Source organism: Ornithinimicrobium ciconiae (genome assembly GCF_007197575.1).
GTDB lineage: Bacteria > Actinomycetota > Actinomycetes > Actinomycetales > Dermatophilaceae > Ornithinicoccus > Ornithinicoccus ciconiae.
On the sequence record NZ_CP041616.1, the window covers coordinates 38,942 to 54,292 of the forward strand.

The 15,351-nt window shown below is 70.1% G+C and carries 12 protein-coding genes; 4 read left to right on the forward strand and 8 right to left on the reverse strand.

Annotation, left to right across the window (positions count from 1 at the left end):
* Positions 1 to 31 precede the first annotated feature (31 nt).
* The 5 genes from FNH13_RS00170 to FNH13_RS00190 all read right to left on the reverse strand — a co-directional run bounded on the left by FNH13_RS00170 (position 32) and on the right by FNH13_RS00190 (position 3,900).
* Positions 32 to 808: a VOC family protein gene (locus FNH13_RS00170; protein ID WP_143781583.1), complete on the reverse strand. Its 777-nt coding sequence runs from the start codon at positions 806 to 808 to the stop codon at positions 32 to 34.
* Entirely contained in the window at positions 805 to 948 is a 144-nt protein-coding gene (locus FNH13_RS00175) for a ribbon-helix-helix domain-containing protein (RefSeq protein WP_143781584.1), read from the reverse strand. Before FNH13_RS00175 ends, FNH13_RS00170 begins: the two co-directional genes overlap by 4 nt.
* A 52-nt stretch (positions 949 to 1,000) precedes the next feature.
* A complete protein-coding gene (locus tag FNH13_RS00180) occupies positions 1,001 to 2,095 on the reverse strand; it encodes a trans-sulfuration enzyme family protein (RefSeq protein WP_143781585.1) in 1,095 nt (364 codons plus the stop codon).
* 58 nt (positions 2,096 to 2,153) lie between these two features.
* A complete protein-coding gene (locus tag FNH13_RS00185; RefSeq protein ID WP_165699948.1) occupies positions 2,154 to 3,269 on the reverse strand; it encodes an ATP-binding protein in 1,116 nt (371 codons plus the stop codon).
* Between the two features lie 94 nt (positions 3,270 to 3,363).
* On the reverse strand, positions 3,364 to 3,900 hold the full coding sequence (locus tag FNH13_RS00190) for a CGNR zinc finger domain-containing protein (RefSeq protein WP_143781587.1): 537 nt from the start codon (positions 3,898 to 3,900) through the stop codon (positions 3,364 to 3,366).
* A 106-nt stretch (positions 3,901 to 4,006) separates the two neighbouring features.
* Between FNH13_RS00190 and FNH13_RS00195 the strand changes: the two genes are divergently transcribed.
* Positions 4,007 to 4,990 (forward strand): EamA family transporter, encoded by a 984-nt coding sequence (locus FNH13_RS00195; protein WP_143781588.1) that lies wholly within the window; start codon positions 4,007 to 4,009, stop codon positions 4,988 to 4,990.
* 66 nt (positions 4,991 to 5,056) lie between these two features.
* Here FNH13_RS00195 and FNH13_RS00200 read toward each other — a convergent pair whose 3' ends face one another.
* Positions 5,057 to 6,223 carry a nucleotide sugar dehydrogenase gene (locus FNH13_RS00200; protein ID WP_143781589.1) on the reverse strand — a complete coding sequence of 389 codons (1,167 nt, stop codon included), beginning with the start codon at positions 6,221 to 6,223 and terminating at the stop codon, positions 5,057 to 5,059.
* An 86-nt stretch (positions 6,224 to 6,309) separates the two neighbouring features.
* Between FNH13_RS00200 and FNH13_RS00205 the strand changes: the two genes are divergently transcribed.
* From FNH13_RS00205 to FNH13_RS00215, 3 genes are all read left to right on the forward strand, one after another.
* Complete coding sequence (locus FNH13_RS00205) at positions 6,310 to 7,683, forward strand: MFS transporter (RefSeq protein WP_143781590.1); 1,374 nt, start codon at positions 6,310 to 6,312, stop codon at positions 7,681 to 7,683.
* Positions 7,680 to 9,131, forward strand: coding sequence for a pyridoxal phosphate-dependent decarboxylase family protein (locus tag FNH13_RS00210; RefSeq protein WP_143781591.1), 1,452 nt, complete (start codon positions 7,680 to 7,682; stop codon positions 9,129 to 9,131). Before FNH13_RS00205 ends, FNH13_RS00210 begins: the two co-directional genes overlap by 4 nt.
* 142 nt (positions 9,132 to 9,273) lie before the next feature.
* Positions 9,274 to 12,597 (forward strand): efflux RND transporter permease subunit, encoded by a 3,324-nt coding sequence (locus tag FNH13_RS00215; RefSeq protein ID WP_143781592.1) that lies wholly within the window; start codon positions 9,274 to 9,276, stop codon positions 12,595 to 12,597.
* A 615-nt stretch (positions 12,598 to 13,212) separates the two neighbouring features.
* On the opposite strand, the gene FNH13_RS00220 is transcribed toward FNH13_RS00215, so the two are convergent.
* Positions 13,213 to 13,755, reverse strand: coding sequence for a maleylpyruvate isomerase family mycothiol-dependent enzyme (locus tag FNH13_RS00220; RefSeq protein ID WP_202878835.1), 543 nt, complete (start codon positions 13,753 to 13,755; stop codon positions 13,213 to 13,215).
* A 104-nt stretch (positions 13,756 to 13,859) separates the two neighbouring features.
* On the reverse strand, positions 13,860 to 15,314 hold the full coding sequence (locus FNH13_RS00225; protein WP_143781593.1) for a glucose-6-phosphate dehydrogenase: 1,455 nt from the start codon (positions 15,312 to 15,314) through the stop codon (positions 13,860 to 13,862).
* Positions 15,315 to 15,351 lie beyond the last annotated feature (37 nt).

Genomic DNA, 15,351 nt, shown 5'->3' on the forward strand with positions numbered 1-15,351 from the left:
TCAGGTGGTCGCCGGCAGGCGGGCGGCGCGATCAGGCAGGTGCCTGGCTGGAGCTGTAGCCGTAGAGGTCCTGCTGCTTCTCGTTGATCCACAGCATCCGTCCCTCCCGGTCCGGGTCCGGGATCTGCAGGGTCCTGCTGTAGGTCTCGTCGATCAGCACCTGCTCGATCCCAGCGGCCTTGAGCGCAGGGATGAGCGACTCGACGTCGCCGTCGAACTCGAACCCCAGCTCCACGTCAGGGCCGTCGTCGCTGGCGTGCACGGCGACCAGACCACCTGCGGGACAGGTGAAGTCGGTCCACACGCCGCTGTCGGCCGTGACCCGCTGGACGGCTCCCAGCCCTCGGACGATCTCTCTGGATCCCTCGACCTGGTCGGCGCTGGTGTACCAGATGGGGAGCACGGCGAGGGCTGACACGGCGAGGGCTGACTCCGTGGGGGCTGACTCCGTGGGGGCGGGCTCCGTGGGGGCGGGCTGCGCGGCCACAGGCGCGGGGTCAACAGTGAAGGTGGTGCCGTCGGGCGCGCGGACAGTGGCCGCGATGCCGTGATCCGTCTGGCCGACCTCGAAGGGCAGCCCGGCGTCTCCCGCGCGGCGGGCCCACTCGTCGAGGTCCGCGACCCCAAAGGCCAGGACGTCCCCAGGTGGCTGGTGCTCGCTGGCCTCGTGCAGGGCGAGTCGGCCAGACCCCAGGGCATAGACCTCCCAGCCGGGGGCGGTGGTGACCCGGGTGGCACCGAGCGCGTCCAGGTAGCGCCGGTGGGCCGCGAGGTCTGCGGTGAAACGGATCGGGCGCGCGCAGATCATGACTTCTCCTCCAGGTAGTCGCGGACGATCTTTTCGATCAGGGCCGACATGCTGATGCCCTCGTCGACCCCACGGTGCTTGATCTCGCGGATGAGGTCCTTGGGCAGATAGACGTTGAACTGTGCTTTGTCATCGGGCATGACGAGAACGCTAGCATCTACCTAGATTGCTAGCAAGCGAGCAGGCGGCGAGTCAGGCCTGGTCGAGCGCCTGCGCCAGGTCGCGCCACAGGTCCTCGACATCCTCGATCCCGACCGACAACCGGATCAGCTCCTCGGGCACCGTGGACACCTCGAGTGGCTGTGCGCGACGGCGTTCGAGCTGAGACTCCACGCCGCCCAGGCTCGTCGAGTGGGTCCACAGCCGGACCGCGGCACACACCCGGTCAGCAGCCGCCGGGCCGTGACCGACCTCGATCGCGATCATCGCACCGAGACCCGGATAACGCACCCGGGTCACGCCCGGGTGGGCCTCCAGCCGCTCCACGAGCGCTCGGGCGTTCGCCGCAGCCCGCTCGAGCCGCACCGCGAGGGTGCGGACACCCCGCAGCACGATCCACGCCTCCATCGGGCCGGGGATCGCGCCGTGCAGGGACCGGCGCGCGAGGACTCGCTGGTGCACTTCCCTGCCCCGCTCGGTCGGCGCCGTCACGACCGCACCCAGGAGCACGTCGGAGTGGCCGGAGAGATACTTCGTCGCGGAGTGGACCACGATGTCGGCACCGTCTGCGAGGGGCGTCTGAAGCAGCGGGGTGGCGAAGGTGTTGTCGACCGCGGTGAGTATGCCGCGGGCCCGCGCCTCGTCGATCAGCACGGGGAGGTCGGCGACCTCCATCATCGGGTTGGTGGGTGACTCGATATAGAGCAGGTCGCGGCCAGGCTGCAGCCCGTCCAGCGCCGACACCACGGCAGCCGTGTCCGAGATATCGAGGCTGACCACCTCGAGGCGACCCTGGTCGGCATACTCCCGCAGCAGTCCGGTGGTGCCGTTGTAGGAGTGCCCGGGTGCGATGACCCGACCGGCCGGTGGCACCAAGGTCAGCACGGCGTCGATGGCTGCCAGGCCCGAGGCGAAGGCCAGCGCATCGCCACCCTCCAAGCCGCCGAGCACCTCCTCCAGCACGGTCCACGTCGGATTGCCCACCCGGGCATAGTTCACCGGTCCGTCAGCGATATAGGTGGAGGTAAAGGTGACCGGCGGGCCGACCGGCGCTCCCGGTGAGCGCTCGGGCCGCCCGAGTGCGACGGCACGGGTGGCGGGGGTCAGGTCGGCGTGCTCAGGGTCCACCACCGCAGAGTAGGGCACGCCCTGTCGCGCGCCGCGCGCTCGGTCGGGGACGTGCGGTTCACTCCGTGGCGGCCAGGCGGCGCAGGTGATCGCGCAGGTAGGGCAGGGCGTAGTCCACGCGCCCGTGACCGGTCGGCGTGATCAGCTCCCGCTCGATCAGGCGGGTCCGGAAGACGTTGGCGTGCTGGGCCGTCAGTCCCAGCCGAGCTGCGACCGCACCAGTGGAGGACGGGCCGTCATCGAGCGACATGGCCTCCAGATAGGAGCGCTGGGCCTGTGGCAGGTCACGCAGCGCCGGCTCGTGCACCAGCCTGCCCATGCGCTCGGACAGGACGGGCAGGGTCGCCCGGGCATGGGCGACCGTGATCGGCTCACGGTCCGCGTCACGCCAGGCTCGGTAGCCGGCCAGTTGGAGGAGGTAGGGATAGCCGTGGATGACCTCCGCGAGAGTGAGGAGGGCGTCCTCGCTGACGACTCCTCCAGCCTCGGTGACGGTGCGCCGCAGCGCGTCGATCACCTCAGTCGTGCTCAGCGGGCCAAGCTGCACCCGCTCGGCGCGCCGGAGAAAGGTCGTGCCGCGGTGCTGCAGGAGCTTGCCGACCCCCACGGGCAGCCCGGCAGCGGCGAGCGCCACATCCCGCTCGTCCCGGACCAGGTGCTGATAGAGCGCGGCAAAGGCCGCGACCGACTCACGGTCCACCGCCTGCAGCTCATCGAGGGTGAAGAGCAGGCCGGTGTCGTGCCCTGCCAGGACGTCCAGGAGGCGGGCGAGCAGGGTCGCCGCGGTCTCCCGCACCTCATAACGCTCACGTGCTGTCGTCGACAGTGAGCCGACCCCGGCTATCCCGGCGCCAGTCAGCCGTCGGCGGACGGCACGCTCACCGTCGTGCTCGGCGAGGAGCATCGGCAGGGCGGTGGACACCAGCTCCTCCACCAGGTCGCCGGTCTCGGGAAGGCGGACGACCAGCCATCCCCGCACCCGCGCCGCCTCCTCCAGCTCGTTGAGGATGACCGTCTTGCCCATCCCTCGGGCACCGCTGACGAGCACGGACCGCAGGGGCGACCCCGGGCCCTCGTCCAGGGCGGTGTCAAACTCCTCAAGCAACTCGTCCCGGCCGGCAAGGACCCGGGGAGAGACACCAAAGCCGGGGCGAAACGGGTTGGCGCGAGACAACGGTGCCCCCTCTCTTCGTGCTGTTATACCTGTTATACACCGTTGATCGCGTTATACTCGTTATACTTTGTTGCAGAGCCGTCGCCGTCGCGCGTCACGCCTTGTTGCGTCGAGCACGGTAGGCCTGGGCGGCCATCCGGTTGGTGCACCCGGCGTCGCAGTAGCGCCGGGACCGGTTACGGGACAGGTCCACCAGCACGTTGTCGCAGTCGTCGGCAGCGCACACCGCCATCCGCTCGGTCTCACCCGAGCGGATGACATCGACCAGCGCCATCGCCGCCTCCACCGCCATCCGCTCCCCCAGTGGCTGATCGTCACGGGTCGCGTGCAGGTGCCAGTCCCACTCGTCGTGGCGGACCAGTTGGGGCAGGGCCCGGCAGTCCCGCAGCAGCAGGTTGACCTCCTCCACCATCGCCTCCTGCTCGGACAGCCACAGCCGCCCCAGCCGCTCCCGCAGGTCCAGCACCTGGCGGAACTCGGCCTCGTCGTGGGTCCGGCTCCCGGTCCACTGCCACTCGGTGACGAAGTCCTCGAGCTCCTCACGGCTCGCCAGCCCCTGCGGCGGGTGGGCCGTGTTGATCAGTGCCACCGTTGACGCGAGAGACACCTCGGTGTCATGAGCAAAAATCATCTTGACTCCTGACGTCGAAAGGGCGTACCGTCATCAGTCTAGCCCTTCTTGACCCATGACGACGATGCCAGGGTCTTCACCCCCACCCTCGTGAGGAGGACCTCCCATGCGCTCCCGCACTGTCATCGGCCTCGCCTTCGCGCTCCTGTCGGCGCTGACCTTCGCCACCTCTGGCTCCCTGGCCAAGGGTCTGCTGGAGTCGGGCTGGTCCCCGGGCGCAGCCGTGACGTGGCGGGTCGGTGTGGCCTCTCTCGTGCTGCTGCTGCCCGGCCTGCTGATGATGCGTGGGCGCTGGCACCTGATGCGGCGCGGCTGGGTCAGCATGGCGTTGTTCGGCCTGCTGGCCGTGGCGGCCTGCCAGCTCAGCTACTTCCTGGCGGTGGACCGCATCTCGGTGGCCGTGGCGCTGCTGCTGGAGTACCTCGGCATCATCCTCGTGGTGGGCTGGCTCTGGGCACGGCACGGTCAGCGGCCCCGCCCGCTCACCGTCGTCGGGGCAGCGGTCGCGGTGGCCGGCCTGGTCTTCGTCCTGGATGTCTTTGGTGCTGTGGACGTGGACCTGATCGGCGTCCTGTGGGGCCTGTGCGCCGCGATCGGACTGGCCGTCTACTTTGTCGTCTCTGCCGATGACAGCACCGGGCTGCCGCCGCTGGTGCTGGCCACCGGCGGTCTCACCATTGGCACCCTCGCGCTGATCGCTGCGGGTCTGGTCGGGATCGTGCCGATGACCACGGCCACGGCCGACGTGCAGCTGGCCAGCCTCTCGGTGCCGTGGTGGGCTGCAATCCTGTTGCTCGGCATCGTGGCCGCGGCCTTCTCCTACGCCACCGGCATCGCCGCCACGCGACGGCTGGGGTCCAAGCTAGCCTCGTTCGTGGGCCTGACCGAGGTGATGTTCGCTTTCGTCTGGGCCTGGGTGCTGCTGGGGCAGATGCCCGCGACGATCCAGTTCGTGGGCGGCCTGCTGATCCTGACCGGTGTCGTCCTCGTCAAGATCGACGAGCGACCCGAGGACGTGCACCCCGGAGAGCCGACGCTGCCCGAGACCCACCGCGAGCCCGACGCACGACCCGAGCCGATCGGCGTCTGAGGCAGGGCCGGGTGCCGTATGCCGTGGGGCGGGGCACGCGACCCCGCCCCACGGCATACGGCCTGGTCAGTCCCGGCTGTAGAGGTCGCGGGTGTAGAGCTTGTCGCCGAAGATGGCGGTCGAGGCGTCGAGCCGATTGGCCACGATCACGTCCGTCACCGCGTTGAACTCCTCGATGTCGGCAATCACCCGGCAGCCCTGGAAGGTCGGCTCCCCCAGCGTCGGCTCATAGATGACCACCTCCACGCCGCGCGCCTGCAGCCGGGACATCACACCCTGGATGCTGGAGGCCCGGAAGTTGTCCGAGCCCGCCTTCATGATGAGGCGGTAGATGCCCACGGTCTGCGGTGCGCGCGCCAGGATGTCGGAGGCGACGAAGTCCATCCGGGTGGTGTTGGCATCCACGATCGCCGTGATCAGGGTCTGCGGCACGTCGCCATAGTTGGCGAGCAGCTGACGGGTGTCCTTGGGCAGGCAGTAGCCGCCGTAGCCGAAGGACGGGTTGTTGTAGTGGGCACCGATGCGGGGGTCCAGCCCGACGCCCTCGATGATCTGCTGGGTGTCCAGGCCGCGGGTGAGCGCATAGGTGTCGAGCTCGTTGAAGTAGGCCACCCGCATCGCCAGGTAGGTGTTGGCGAACAGCTTGATCGCCTCGGCCTCGGTCGGCCCGGTGAGCAGGACCGGCACCTCCTTGTCCTGGGCGCCCTCGAGGAGCATCTCGGCGAACCGGCGGCCCTTCTCCCCGGTGTCTCCCACGATGATCCGGGAGGGGTGCAGGTTGTCGTAGAGCGCCCGGCCCTCGCGCAGGAACTCCGGGGAGAACAGGATCGTGGTGCCGGGGTGCTTCTGGCGCAGCCGCTCGGTGAAGCCGACGGGGATGGTGGACTTGATGACCACCGTGGCCCCCGGGTTGTGCGTGAGCACGCCGCGCAGGACCGCCTCCACGCTGGAGGTGTCGAAGAAGTTGGTGTCGGTGTCGTAGTCGGTCGGCGTGGCGATCACGACCCACTCCGCACCGTCATAGGCCTGGGCAGGGTCCGTGGTGGCCTGCAGGTTCAGCTCGCGGGTGGACAGATAGTCCTGGAGCTCGGGATCGACGATCGGGCTGACCCGGTTGTTGAGCTGCTCGACCTTGGCCTCGTTGATGTCTAGCGCCACGACCTCGTGGTGCTGGGCCAGCACGACCGCGTTGGACAGCCCCACATAGCCGGTTCCGACGACTGCAACCTTCATGACTCTCCTTGAGGTGGGATCGAGTCAGTATGCCGTGCGCTCACGAAGCCCGCCCGACCCGCCTCTCCCCCCGCTAGGGTGCCGCCATGACAGCCACGGTGAGTGACCGCATACCGCGTCGTGCCGTGGCAGGTTATGCCGCCGGGAGCGTCGGAACGGGCGGGTTCGGGACGCTGCCGGGGCTGGTGCTGGCCTACTACCTCACCGACACCCTCGCCGTCCCCGCCGCCCTCGCTGCCCTCGTGGTGATCGTGCCCAAGGTGTGGGACGTGCTGATTGACCCTGCGATCGGCGCGCTCAGCGACCGGGAGGCGCGCACCCGCCGCACCCGGACCCGGCTGATGGCGCTCGGGGCGCTGACCCTGCCGGTCGGCTTCATCGGGATGTTTGCCGCGCCGGGTGGGCTGTCCCCGGCTCTCGCGGGGGTGTGGGTGTTGGTCTTCTTCGTCCTCGCCACCAGCTCGTTCAGCCTGTTCCAGGTGCCCTATATCGCCCTGCCCGCGGACCTGACCGGCGACTATGCCGAGCGCACCCGGCTGATGGCGTGGCGCATCGCGGTGCTGGCCCTGGCCATCCTCCTCGTGGGAGCGGGGGGACCGGCGCTGCGCGACGGCGCCGGGGGCGACGCGGGTGGCTATCTGGTGATGGGGGTCGTCATCGCGGTGTTGCTGCTGGCCGGGATGCTCGCCACGGTGCTCGGGGTGCGGGGCGCGGCTGAGGGGCACGAACCAACCCTCCCCACTGCGCAGGAGCCGGGCAGAACCTCCGCAAAATTTGCGGAGTATCGGGCCGGGGTTGCGGCGCTGCGGGAGCTGCCGAGCTATCGGGTGCTGCTGATCGTCTTCGTCCTGCAGGCACTGGCCACCGGGGTGATGCTGGCCGCAGCGCAGTATGTCGCGACCTACACCCTCGATGACCAGGCCGCCCTGACCTTCCTGTTCGTCGCCCTCGTCGGGCCGGCCCTGCTGGTCATGCCGTGGTGGGCCCGGTATGCCGCACGCGAGGGCAAGCGCAGCGCGTTCGCGCTCGCGTCGCTCCTGTTCGCGCTGGCCAGCCTCAGCCTGATCGCCCTGGTCTGGGCACCGGGCTGGTGGGTGTACCTGCCGGTGGCGCTGGCCGGCGTGGGTTATGCCGGCATGCAGCTGTTCCCGTTGGCGATGCTGCCTGACGTGATCAGCGCGGCGGGCCGGGAGCGGGGTGGCGCGATGAGCGGGCTGTGGACCGCCGGGGAGACGGCAGGGATGGCGCTGGGGCCGGCCGTCGTGCTGCTCCTGCTCGCCGTGGGTGGCTTTCGCTCCAGCACCGGTGACGTCGTCCTCTCCCAGCCGGACGCGGCGCACCTGCTGATCGTGCTGGCCTTCTCCGTGATCCCCGCCGCCCTGGTGGGCATGAGCCTGGTGGTGCTGCGGTCCTACCGTGACCCGATCCACTCCCCGACGAGCGCGAAGGTGAGCCCATGACGCAGGACCGGCCCGATCCCCACTTCACCCCTGCCCTCGATGCCGGGGCAGTGCTGGCCCAGCTGTCGGCATACCGCTCCCTGGACGCACCGACCCATGGCGGGTCGGTGCTCTCCTATGTCTATGACAGCGGCCTGGCCGAGCTCGACGAGCTCGCGGGCCGTGCCGTCCAACTCGCGCTGCCGGTCAACGGTCTGGACCCGACGACCTTCCCCTCCGTGGCCCTGATGGAGGCAGACCTGGTCAGCTTCGGGCGGACCATCCTGCATGGGTCCGAGGCGGTCGGCTCCGTGACCTCCGGGGGGACCGAGAGCTGCCTGCTCGCGGTCAAGGCCGCCCGAGACCGGTGGGCGGCAGCAGGTCCGGCAGATGGCCGCCCGCGCCTGGTGCTGCCGGCATCTGCGCACGCGGCCTTCCACAAGGCAGCGCACTATCTGGGGCTGGACCTGGAGGTGGTGCCCGTCGACCCGGTCACCGGGGTGCCCGACGGTCGCGACCTGATCGGCCGACTGGATGAGCGGACGGCCCTGGTGGTCGTCTCCGCACCGAGCTATCCGCACGGGGTGCTCGACCCGGTTGTCGAGGTGGCCGCCGCGGCTGCCGAGCGGGGTGTCCCGTGCCACGTCGATGCCTGCATCGGCGGCCTGGTGCTGCCGTTCTGGGCCGAGGCCGGCGGCGTGGCGGCGCCGGAGTGGGACTTCCGGGTGCCCGGCGTCAGCAGCATCTCGGCCGATCTGCACAAGTTTGGCTATGCCCCCAAGGGCGCCTCGCTGCTGCTCTTCGCCGACCGGGAGCTCGATCTGGAGCGCTACTTCGCGCTGACCGACTGGCCGGGATATCCCGTGGTGAACCCCACGATCCTGGGGTCCCGCTCGGCGACCTCGCTGGCAGCGGCCTGGGCGGTCACCACGGCGCTAGGAGTGTCGGGATACACGGATCTGACCCGGCAGATGGTGGCCGCGACCACCGAGGTCACCCGGTGCCTGGACCAGATCACGGGCCTCCGGGTCCTCGGTGAGCCCGCCGGCCCGCTCCTGGCCGTCGTGGCAGACGAGACGGTCCCCGCCGAGGACCGCGTCCACCCGCACCTGTGGGCGGCTGCCTCGGCCCGGCGCGGATTCATCCTGCAGGGCCAGCCGGCCCTGCAGCAGACCGACGGGTCGTGGCTCCCCCGCTCGACGCACCTGACGATCACGCCGGCCACGGCCGGGGTCCTGCCCGCTCTGACCGCCACGCTGCACGAGAGCGCCGAGGAGGTGCGCGGCGCCACGGTCGAGCTGCCTGCAGACCTGCCGGTTCCCGACCCCGCCACGCTGGCCGCCGGCGCGCGGCGGAGCGGGGATCTGGATCTGACGCAGGTGCTGGCCCTGATCGAGGCGCTGCCCCGCGACGTCTCCGCCACGTTGCTGAGTCAGTTCCTGGCCGCGTTCACCGCACCGTCCTCCTGACTGTTCCGAGCCTCCCCCACGAGGTGATCTGCGTACCAAACCTCCCCAAAGAGGTGATCTACGCGTACGAAATCTCACCAAGAGCTGGGATGAGGTCATACTTTGTCTGCTGCCCTGTCGAACCGGTGAGGGAACCCACTCCATGACGAAGCTGACCAGGTTCAGCGTGCACAACCGCGCGCTGATCGCCCTGACCACCCTGTTTGCGATCTTCTTTGGTCTCAACGCGATGAGTTCGCTGCCCCGCGAACTGTTTCCCTCATTGCAGTTCCCCATCCTGGCGGTGGCCACCCCGGTCCCGGACGCGAGCGCCGCGGTCGTCGAGGAGCAGGTCAGCGACCGCATCGAGACTGCGGCCCAGGGTCTGGACAGCGTGGTCGAGGTGCAGTCCCAGTCGATGGAAGGGTTCTCGGTGGTGACCATCGAGCTCGACTACGGCACGGACCTGGGCGCCGCCCAGACGGATCTGCAGCGCTCGGTCCTCGGCCTCCCGGGGCTGCCCGAGGGCGCCGATCCTCAGATCGTCGCGGGCAACATCGATGACTTCCCCATCATCCAGCTGTCCGCCACCGGTGGGGACAGCCCGGACGACCTGCTCCAACGGCTGCGCAATGTCGTCATCCCGGAGCTGGAGGACCTCGACGGGGTCCGGGATGTCCAGCTCACCGGGATCTCCGACCAGATCGTGCGGATCGACCTCGACCCGGCTGCTGCGGCGGAGGCCGGAGTCAGCGGGGCGACGGTCGCACAGCTGCTCCAGGCCAACGGCGTGCTGGTGCCCGCGGGAACGATCACCGACGACGGTGAGGAGTTGCTGGTCACCGTCGGCACCAGACTCACCGACGTCGAGGAGCTGCGCGCCCTGCCACTGGTCGCGCCCAGCGTGCCTGGCCTGCCGCCCGCGAGTGACATCCCCGCCGCGGGCGAGGTTCCGGCTGAGGGCGAGGTCCCGGCCGAGGGCGAGGTCCTGGCTGAGGGTGAGTTGCCCGCCGAGGGCGAGGTCCCGGCTGAGGGTGGATTGCCCGCCGAGGGTGCGGTCCCGGCCGCACCTGGGCCGCCGCTCACCCTGGGCGATGTGGCACAGGTGGAGCTGACCGAGCAGGACGCCACGGCATACACCCGGACCAATGGCGAGCCGAGCGTCGGCCTATCCATCACCAAGACTCCCGACGGCAACGCGGTCAACATCTCGCATGCGCTCACCGAGATCACGCCCGAGCTCGAGGAGCAGCTCGGTGGTGGCCAGCTGCAGATCATCTTTGACCAGGCCCCCTTCATCGAGCAGTCGATCGAGGGTCTGACCACCGAGGGCCTGCTGGGCCTGGTCTTCGCGATCGTCGTGGTGCTGCTGTTCCTGCTGTCGCTGCGGCTGACGCTGGTCACCGCCATCAGCATCCCGTTGTCGCTGCTGATCGCACTGCTGGGCCTGCAGGCGGCGGGATACTCCCTCAACATCCTCACGCTGGGCGCCCTGACGATCTCCATCGGTCGCGTCGTCGACGACTCGATCGTGGTGATCGAGAACATCAAGCGCCACAGCCGTCTCGGTGAGCCACGGATCACCGCGATCCTGCGGGCGGTGCGCGAGGTCGCGGGGGCGATCACCTCGGCGACGGTCTCCACGGTGGCGGTCTTCCTGCCGATGGCCTTCGTCGGCGGGCAGGTGGGCGAGCTGTTCCGTCCGTTCGCGCTGACCATCGCCATCGCCATGGGCGCCTCGCTGCTGGTCGCGCTGACGATCATCCCGGTGCTGGGCTACTGGTTGCTCGGACGTGGGGCGGAAGAGCCGGGTGCCGTCCAGGAGCGTGCGGCCGAGGACAGCGGGCGGGTGGAGCCCGACAGCGACGCACCGGCCGAGGAGATGCCCGCAGAGGCCCCGGGCCGCGAGGGCCACCCGGCTCCCCTGCTGGAGGCGGACGCTCCCGACCGGCTCCAGCGCGGCTACCTCACCGTCCTGCGTCCTGCCCTGGCCCACCCGGTCTGGTCCCTGCTCCTGGCGCTGGCCATCCTGGCCGGCACCGGAGCGGCCGCCACCCAGCTCAAGACGGACTTCATCGGCGACTCCGGCGCTGACAGCCTCACCGTGACGCTGTCGCTGCCCTCGGGCAGCACGCTGGAGCAGACCAACACGGCCAGCCAGGACCTGGAGGACTGGCTGCTCGCGCGTGACGAGGTCGAGTCCTACCAGGCCACTGTCGGTTCCACCGGCGGCATCGAGGCAGTCTTCCTGGGCAGCGCCGCCAACACCTCCTCCCTGGCCGTCACCCTGGCGGAGGGCACCGACGGGGACGCGTTCAGTGCGCTGCTGAAGGCCGACGCACCCACCCCGGAGGGAGCCAACCTCACGGCCTCCTCCGCGAACGCCGCCCCCGGCGCCACCCACCTTGAGGTCGTGGTCACCGGTCAGGACCGGGACGACCTGGCGGCCACGGCCGACGACGTCGCGGGGGTGCTGACGCAGATCGGTGCCGAGGACGTCACCAACAACCTCACCGACACGGTGCCCGGACTGGATGTCACCGTGGACCGCGCCGCAGCCGCCGAGGCGGGGGTGACGGAGTCCCAGATCGGGCAGACCGTCGCGGCCGCGATGGGCGGCAGCACCGTGGGTCGGGTGACGCTGGGGACGGCACCGACGTCGGTGGTGGTCCACCAGGGCGAGGCACCGGCGGACCTGTCGGCCCTGGCCGACCTGCCCGTCGCGAGCGGCCCAGAGGGTGCGATCACCCTCTCGGACGTGGCCACCCTCGAGCGCGTCGACCAACAGGTCCGGATCACCCGCATCGACGGCCTCCGCAGCGCGACCATCACCGCGGCGGCGACCGGGGACGACCTCGGTGCCCTGACCGCCGAGGTCCAGGAAGGACTCGACGGGTTGAGCCTGCCCGACGGAGTGCGTGCCGAGATCCGGGGTGTCAGCGCCGAGCAGGCCGACGCGTTCGCCAGCCTGGGGTTGGCCCTGCTCGCCGCGATCGCCATCGTCTATCTGGTGATGGTGGCGACCTTCAACAGCCTGGTGCAGCCCCTGCTGCTGATGGTGTCGGTGCCCTTTGCGGCGACCGGATCACTGGCGATGCTCCTGCTCACCGACACCCCGCTGGACGTGGCCGCGATGATCGGCATGCTGATGCTGGTCGGCATCGTGGTCACCAACGCAATCGTGCTGATCGACCTGGTCAATCAGTATCGCCGCCGCGGCCACTCCGTGCACGACGCCCTCATCGAGGGTGCCCGGCACCGGTTCCGCCCGATCGTCATGACAGCGCTGGCCACCATCGGTGCGCTGACGCCGATGGCGCTGTCCATCACTGGCGGTGGAGCGTTCATCTCCCAGCCGCTGGCCCTGGTCGTGATCGGCGGCCTGATCAGCTCGACGGCCCTGACCCTGCTCCTCGTCCCGGTGCTGTATCGCCTGGTCGAGGGATGGCTCGAGCGTCGGGCTCGCCGCGCTGCCGCACGGGCTTGACCCACGTGGGGTCTGCGATGAGTGAAAGGTCGAGCGGTCTCGCACGACGGCCGCCGGGCCCGACCGGTGCGGTGCCCATCGGCTCCGGCTCGCGCTGACTGGCGAGAGCCGCCCGTGCCCGACCATTTGCGCTGGCAGTTCGGCAACGGCCACCGCGGCCCACCCCGCTGACCTGCAGATATGTCGAGCGACCGGGACGTTGCCCGGCGAACTGCCAGCCACTCTGCAACCAGCCCGGCACCCGACCGCACCGCGGTGCCACGCTCCGGCTCGCGCTGACCGACGAGGGCCCGCCCGTGCCCGACCGTTGCGCTGGCAGACGACGGCCGCCCGTGCCCGACCGTTGCGCTGGCAGACGACGGCCGCCCGTGCCCGACCGTTGCGCTGGCAGACGACGGCCACCCGTGCCCGACCATTAGCGCTGGCAGTTCGGCGACGCTCACCACGGCCCACCCCGCTGACCTGCAGATATGCCGACGGGTCGGGATGCTGCCCGGCGAACTGCCAGCCACTCTGCAGCTAGAGCGGCTGGACACCGCGTGGTCGCGTCGGCGTCCCCGGGTCAGGCGAGTGGGCCGGGCCCGAGCTGATCAGGGCACCGGCCCGCCATCATCATCACCAGGGCGAGCGTCGGTCCGACGCCTCCGGCCCCTCACCCGAAAGGAACGGGCCGTCCGTGGCGCGCAGGGACAGCCCCGCTGCTGCTGACTTGCTCTGCACGGTGAAGTTCTGTCGGACATAGAACTCCGCGACCGCGGTGGCGGCCGCGACATCCGTGGAGGGAGCGAGTCCAAGTGGCCGGCGGATGTCCTCGCTGTGCACGAGGACCTCACCCAGGTAGGCAGCGGTGTGACTCGAGGGGGCCACCGTCGAGGTGATCACCGCCCGGAAGTTGTCCAGCGCGGCCGAGGGCGTGGTCCCCAGGTGCTCACGCAGGCGTCGCTCGTTGTGGACCGCCGGCCGGAACCCGGACAGCACGATGCTGCGCACCCACGCGACCGGTCCCACGCTGGCAGCGGCCGTCAGGTGGGCGACGACGTGCTCGATGTCCCAGCCCTCGCACAGGCTGTCCCGGCGCCAGTCCTCCTCGCTGAGAGACGCGAGATCCTCAGCCAGCTCGCGACGGGCACGGTGCATCGCGCCCCACAGATCAGTCAACTGTCATCCTCTCCACAACCGTCACTTACCCCCCAGGCACGCCGCGGGCGAGGAACGCCGGACGAGCACCCCCATCCGGACCTGGTCCGCGACGTCGAGGCGGTTCAGCCCTCGTCGATCCCGGGGACGCTCCCCCACCCGTCCGGACCGGCGGAACCCGCGGCATACTCCTGCATCGGCACCTGGCCGGCGCGCCAGGCGGACAGGATCGGCTCGACGATGCGCCAGGAGTCCTCGGCGACGTCACCCCGGATGGACAGCAACGGGTCGGCGTCCAGGACCCGGTCCAGGACCTCGCCGTAGGGCAGCATCCGCGAGTCGCCCAGGGTGGCGTGCAGCTCCTTCTGCTCCAGGTCGAACGGGTCGCCCTCGGCGTTGACGGTCAGGGACAGGATCATCTCGGCAGGCTTGAGCTCCAGGACCAGGCAGTCCGGGGCATCCGTGCCCTTCAGCCCGGTCGGGACATGGGCCGGCGGCTTGAAGTAGACCTCGATGCGCTTGCAGGCTGACCCCAGCGCCTTGCCGCTGCGCAGGATGAACGGCGTGCCGCGCCAGCGGGAGTTGTCGATGCGGAGGATCACCTCGGCGAGGGTCTCGGTGTCCAGCTCAGGGTCGACCCCCTCCTCGGCCACATAGTCAGGGACCGTCCGCTCCCCGATCGTGCCAGCGGTGTAGCGGGCCCGGCGAGACGCGGTGACCGGGTCATCGCCCCACACCGACGTGGCGCGAAGCACCTGCGCCTTGAGCGAGCGGACCTCGTCCTCGTGCAGCGACGCCGGCGCCTCCATGGCGAAGAACGCCAAAACCTGGAGCAGGTGGGACTGGATCATGTCGACCAGGGCCCCGGCCTTGTCGTAGTAGCCCGCGCGCTCCTCCAGGGCCAGCGTCTCGTCATAGGCGATGACGACCCGATCGATGTGCTCGGAGCTCCAGACCGGCTGGAGCACACGGTTGGCGAAGCGGACACCGAGCAGGTTCAGCACCGTGCTCCGGCCCAGAAAGTGGTCGACCCGGTAGATGCGGTTCTCGTCGACCACCTTGAGCAGCTGCACGTTCAGTGCCTTGGCCGACTCGAGGTCGGTGCCGAACGGCTTCTCCAGGGCGAGCCGGGTCTGGTCGGACACGCCCCGCTGCTCCAGCAGCTGGCACACCGAGACGCTGATCGCCGGCGGCAGCGCAAAGTAGAGGACCACGGGGTCGCCGACCTTGGTGAGCAGCGCGTCGAGCTGGTCGGGTTCGAGCAGGTCGACCTTGACGTACTCGGTGTCCGCGCACGCCGCCTCGATGATCTCGGCCGGTGCATCGACGGAGGCAAAGGCCGTCGTGACTGTCTGCACCCACTCCTGCTGGCTCATGTCGACCCGGTCCGCTCCCACGACCCGCACGTGAGACCCCGTCTCGACGGCCAGCAGCGATCCCAGGCCGGGCAGCAGCAGCCGACCGGTCAGGTCGCCGGAGGCGCCCAGGATCAGCAGGGTCGTGGTCCCGTCGGCCGAGGGCGGCGGCTCAGCGGAGGCGTCGCCGGGCTGGGTCGCGGGAGTGGTCTGCTCATCGCTCATGGCGTCAGTGTTTCAGGGGCGGACCCGATCGGCACCC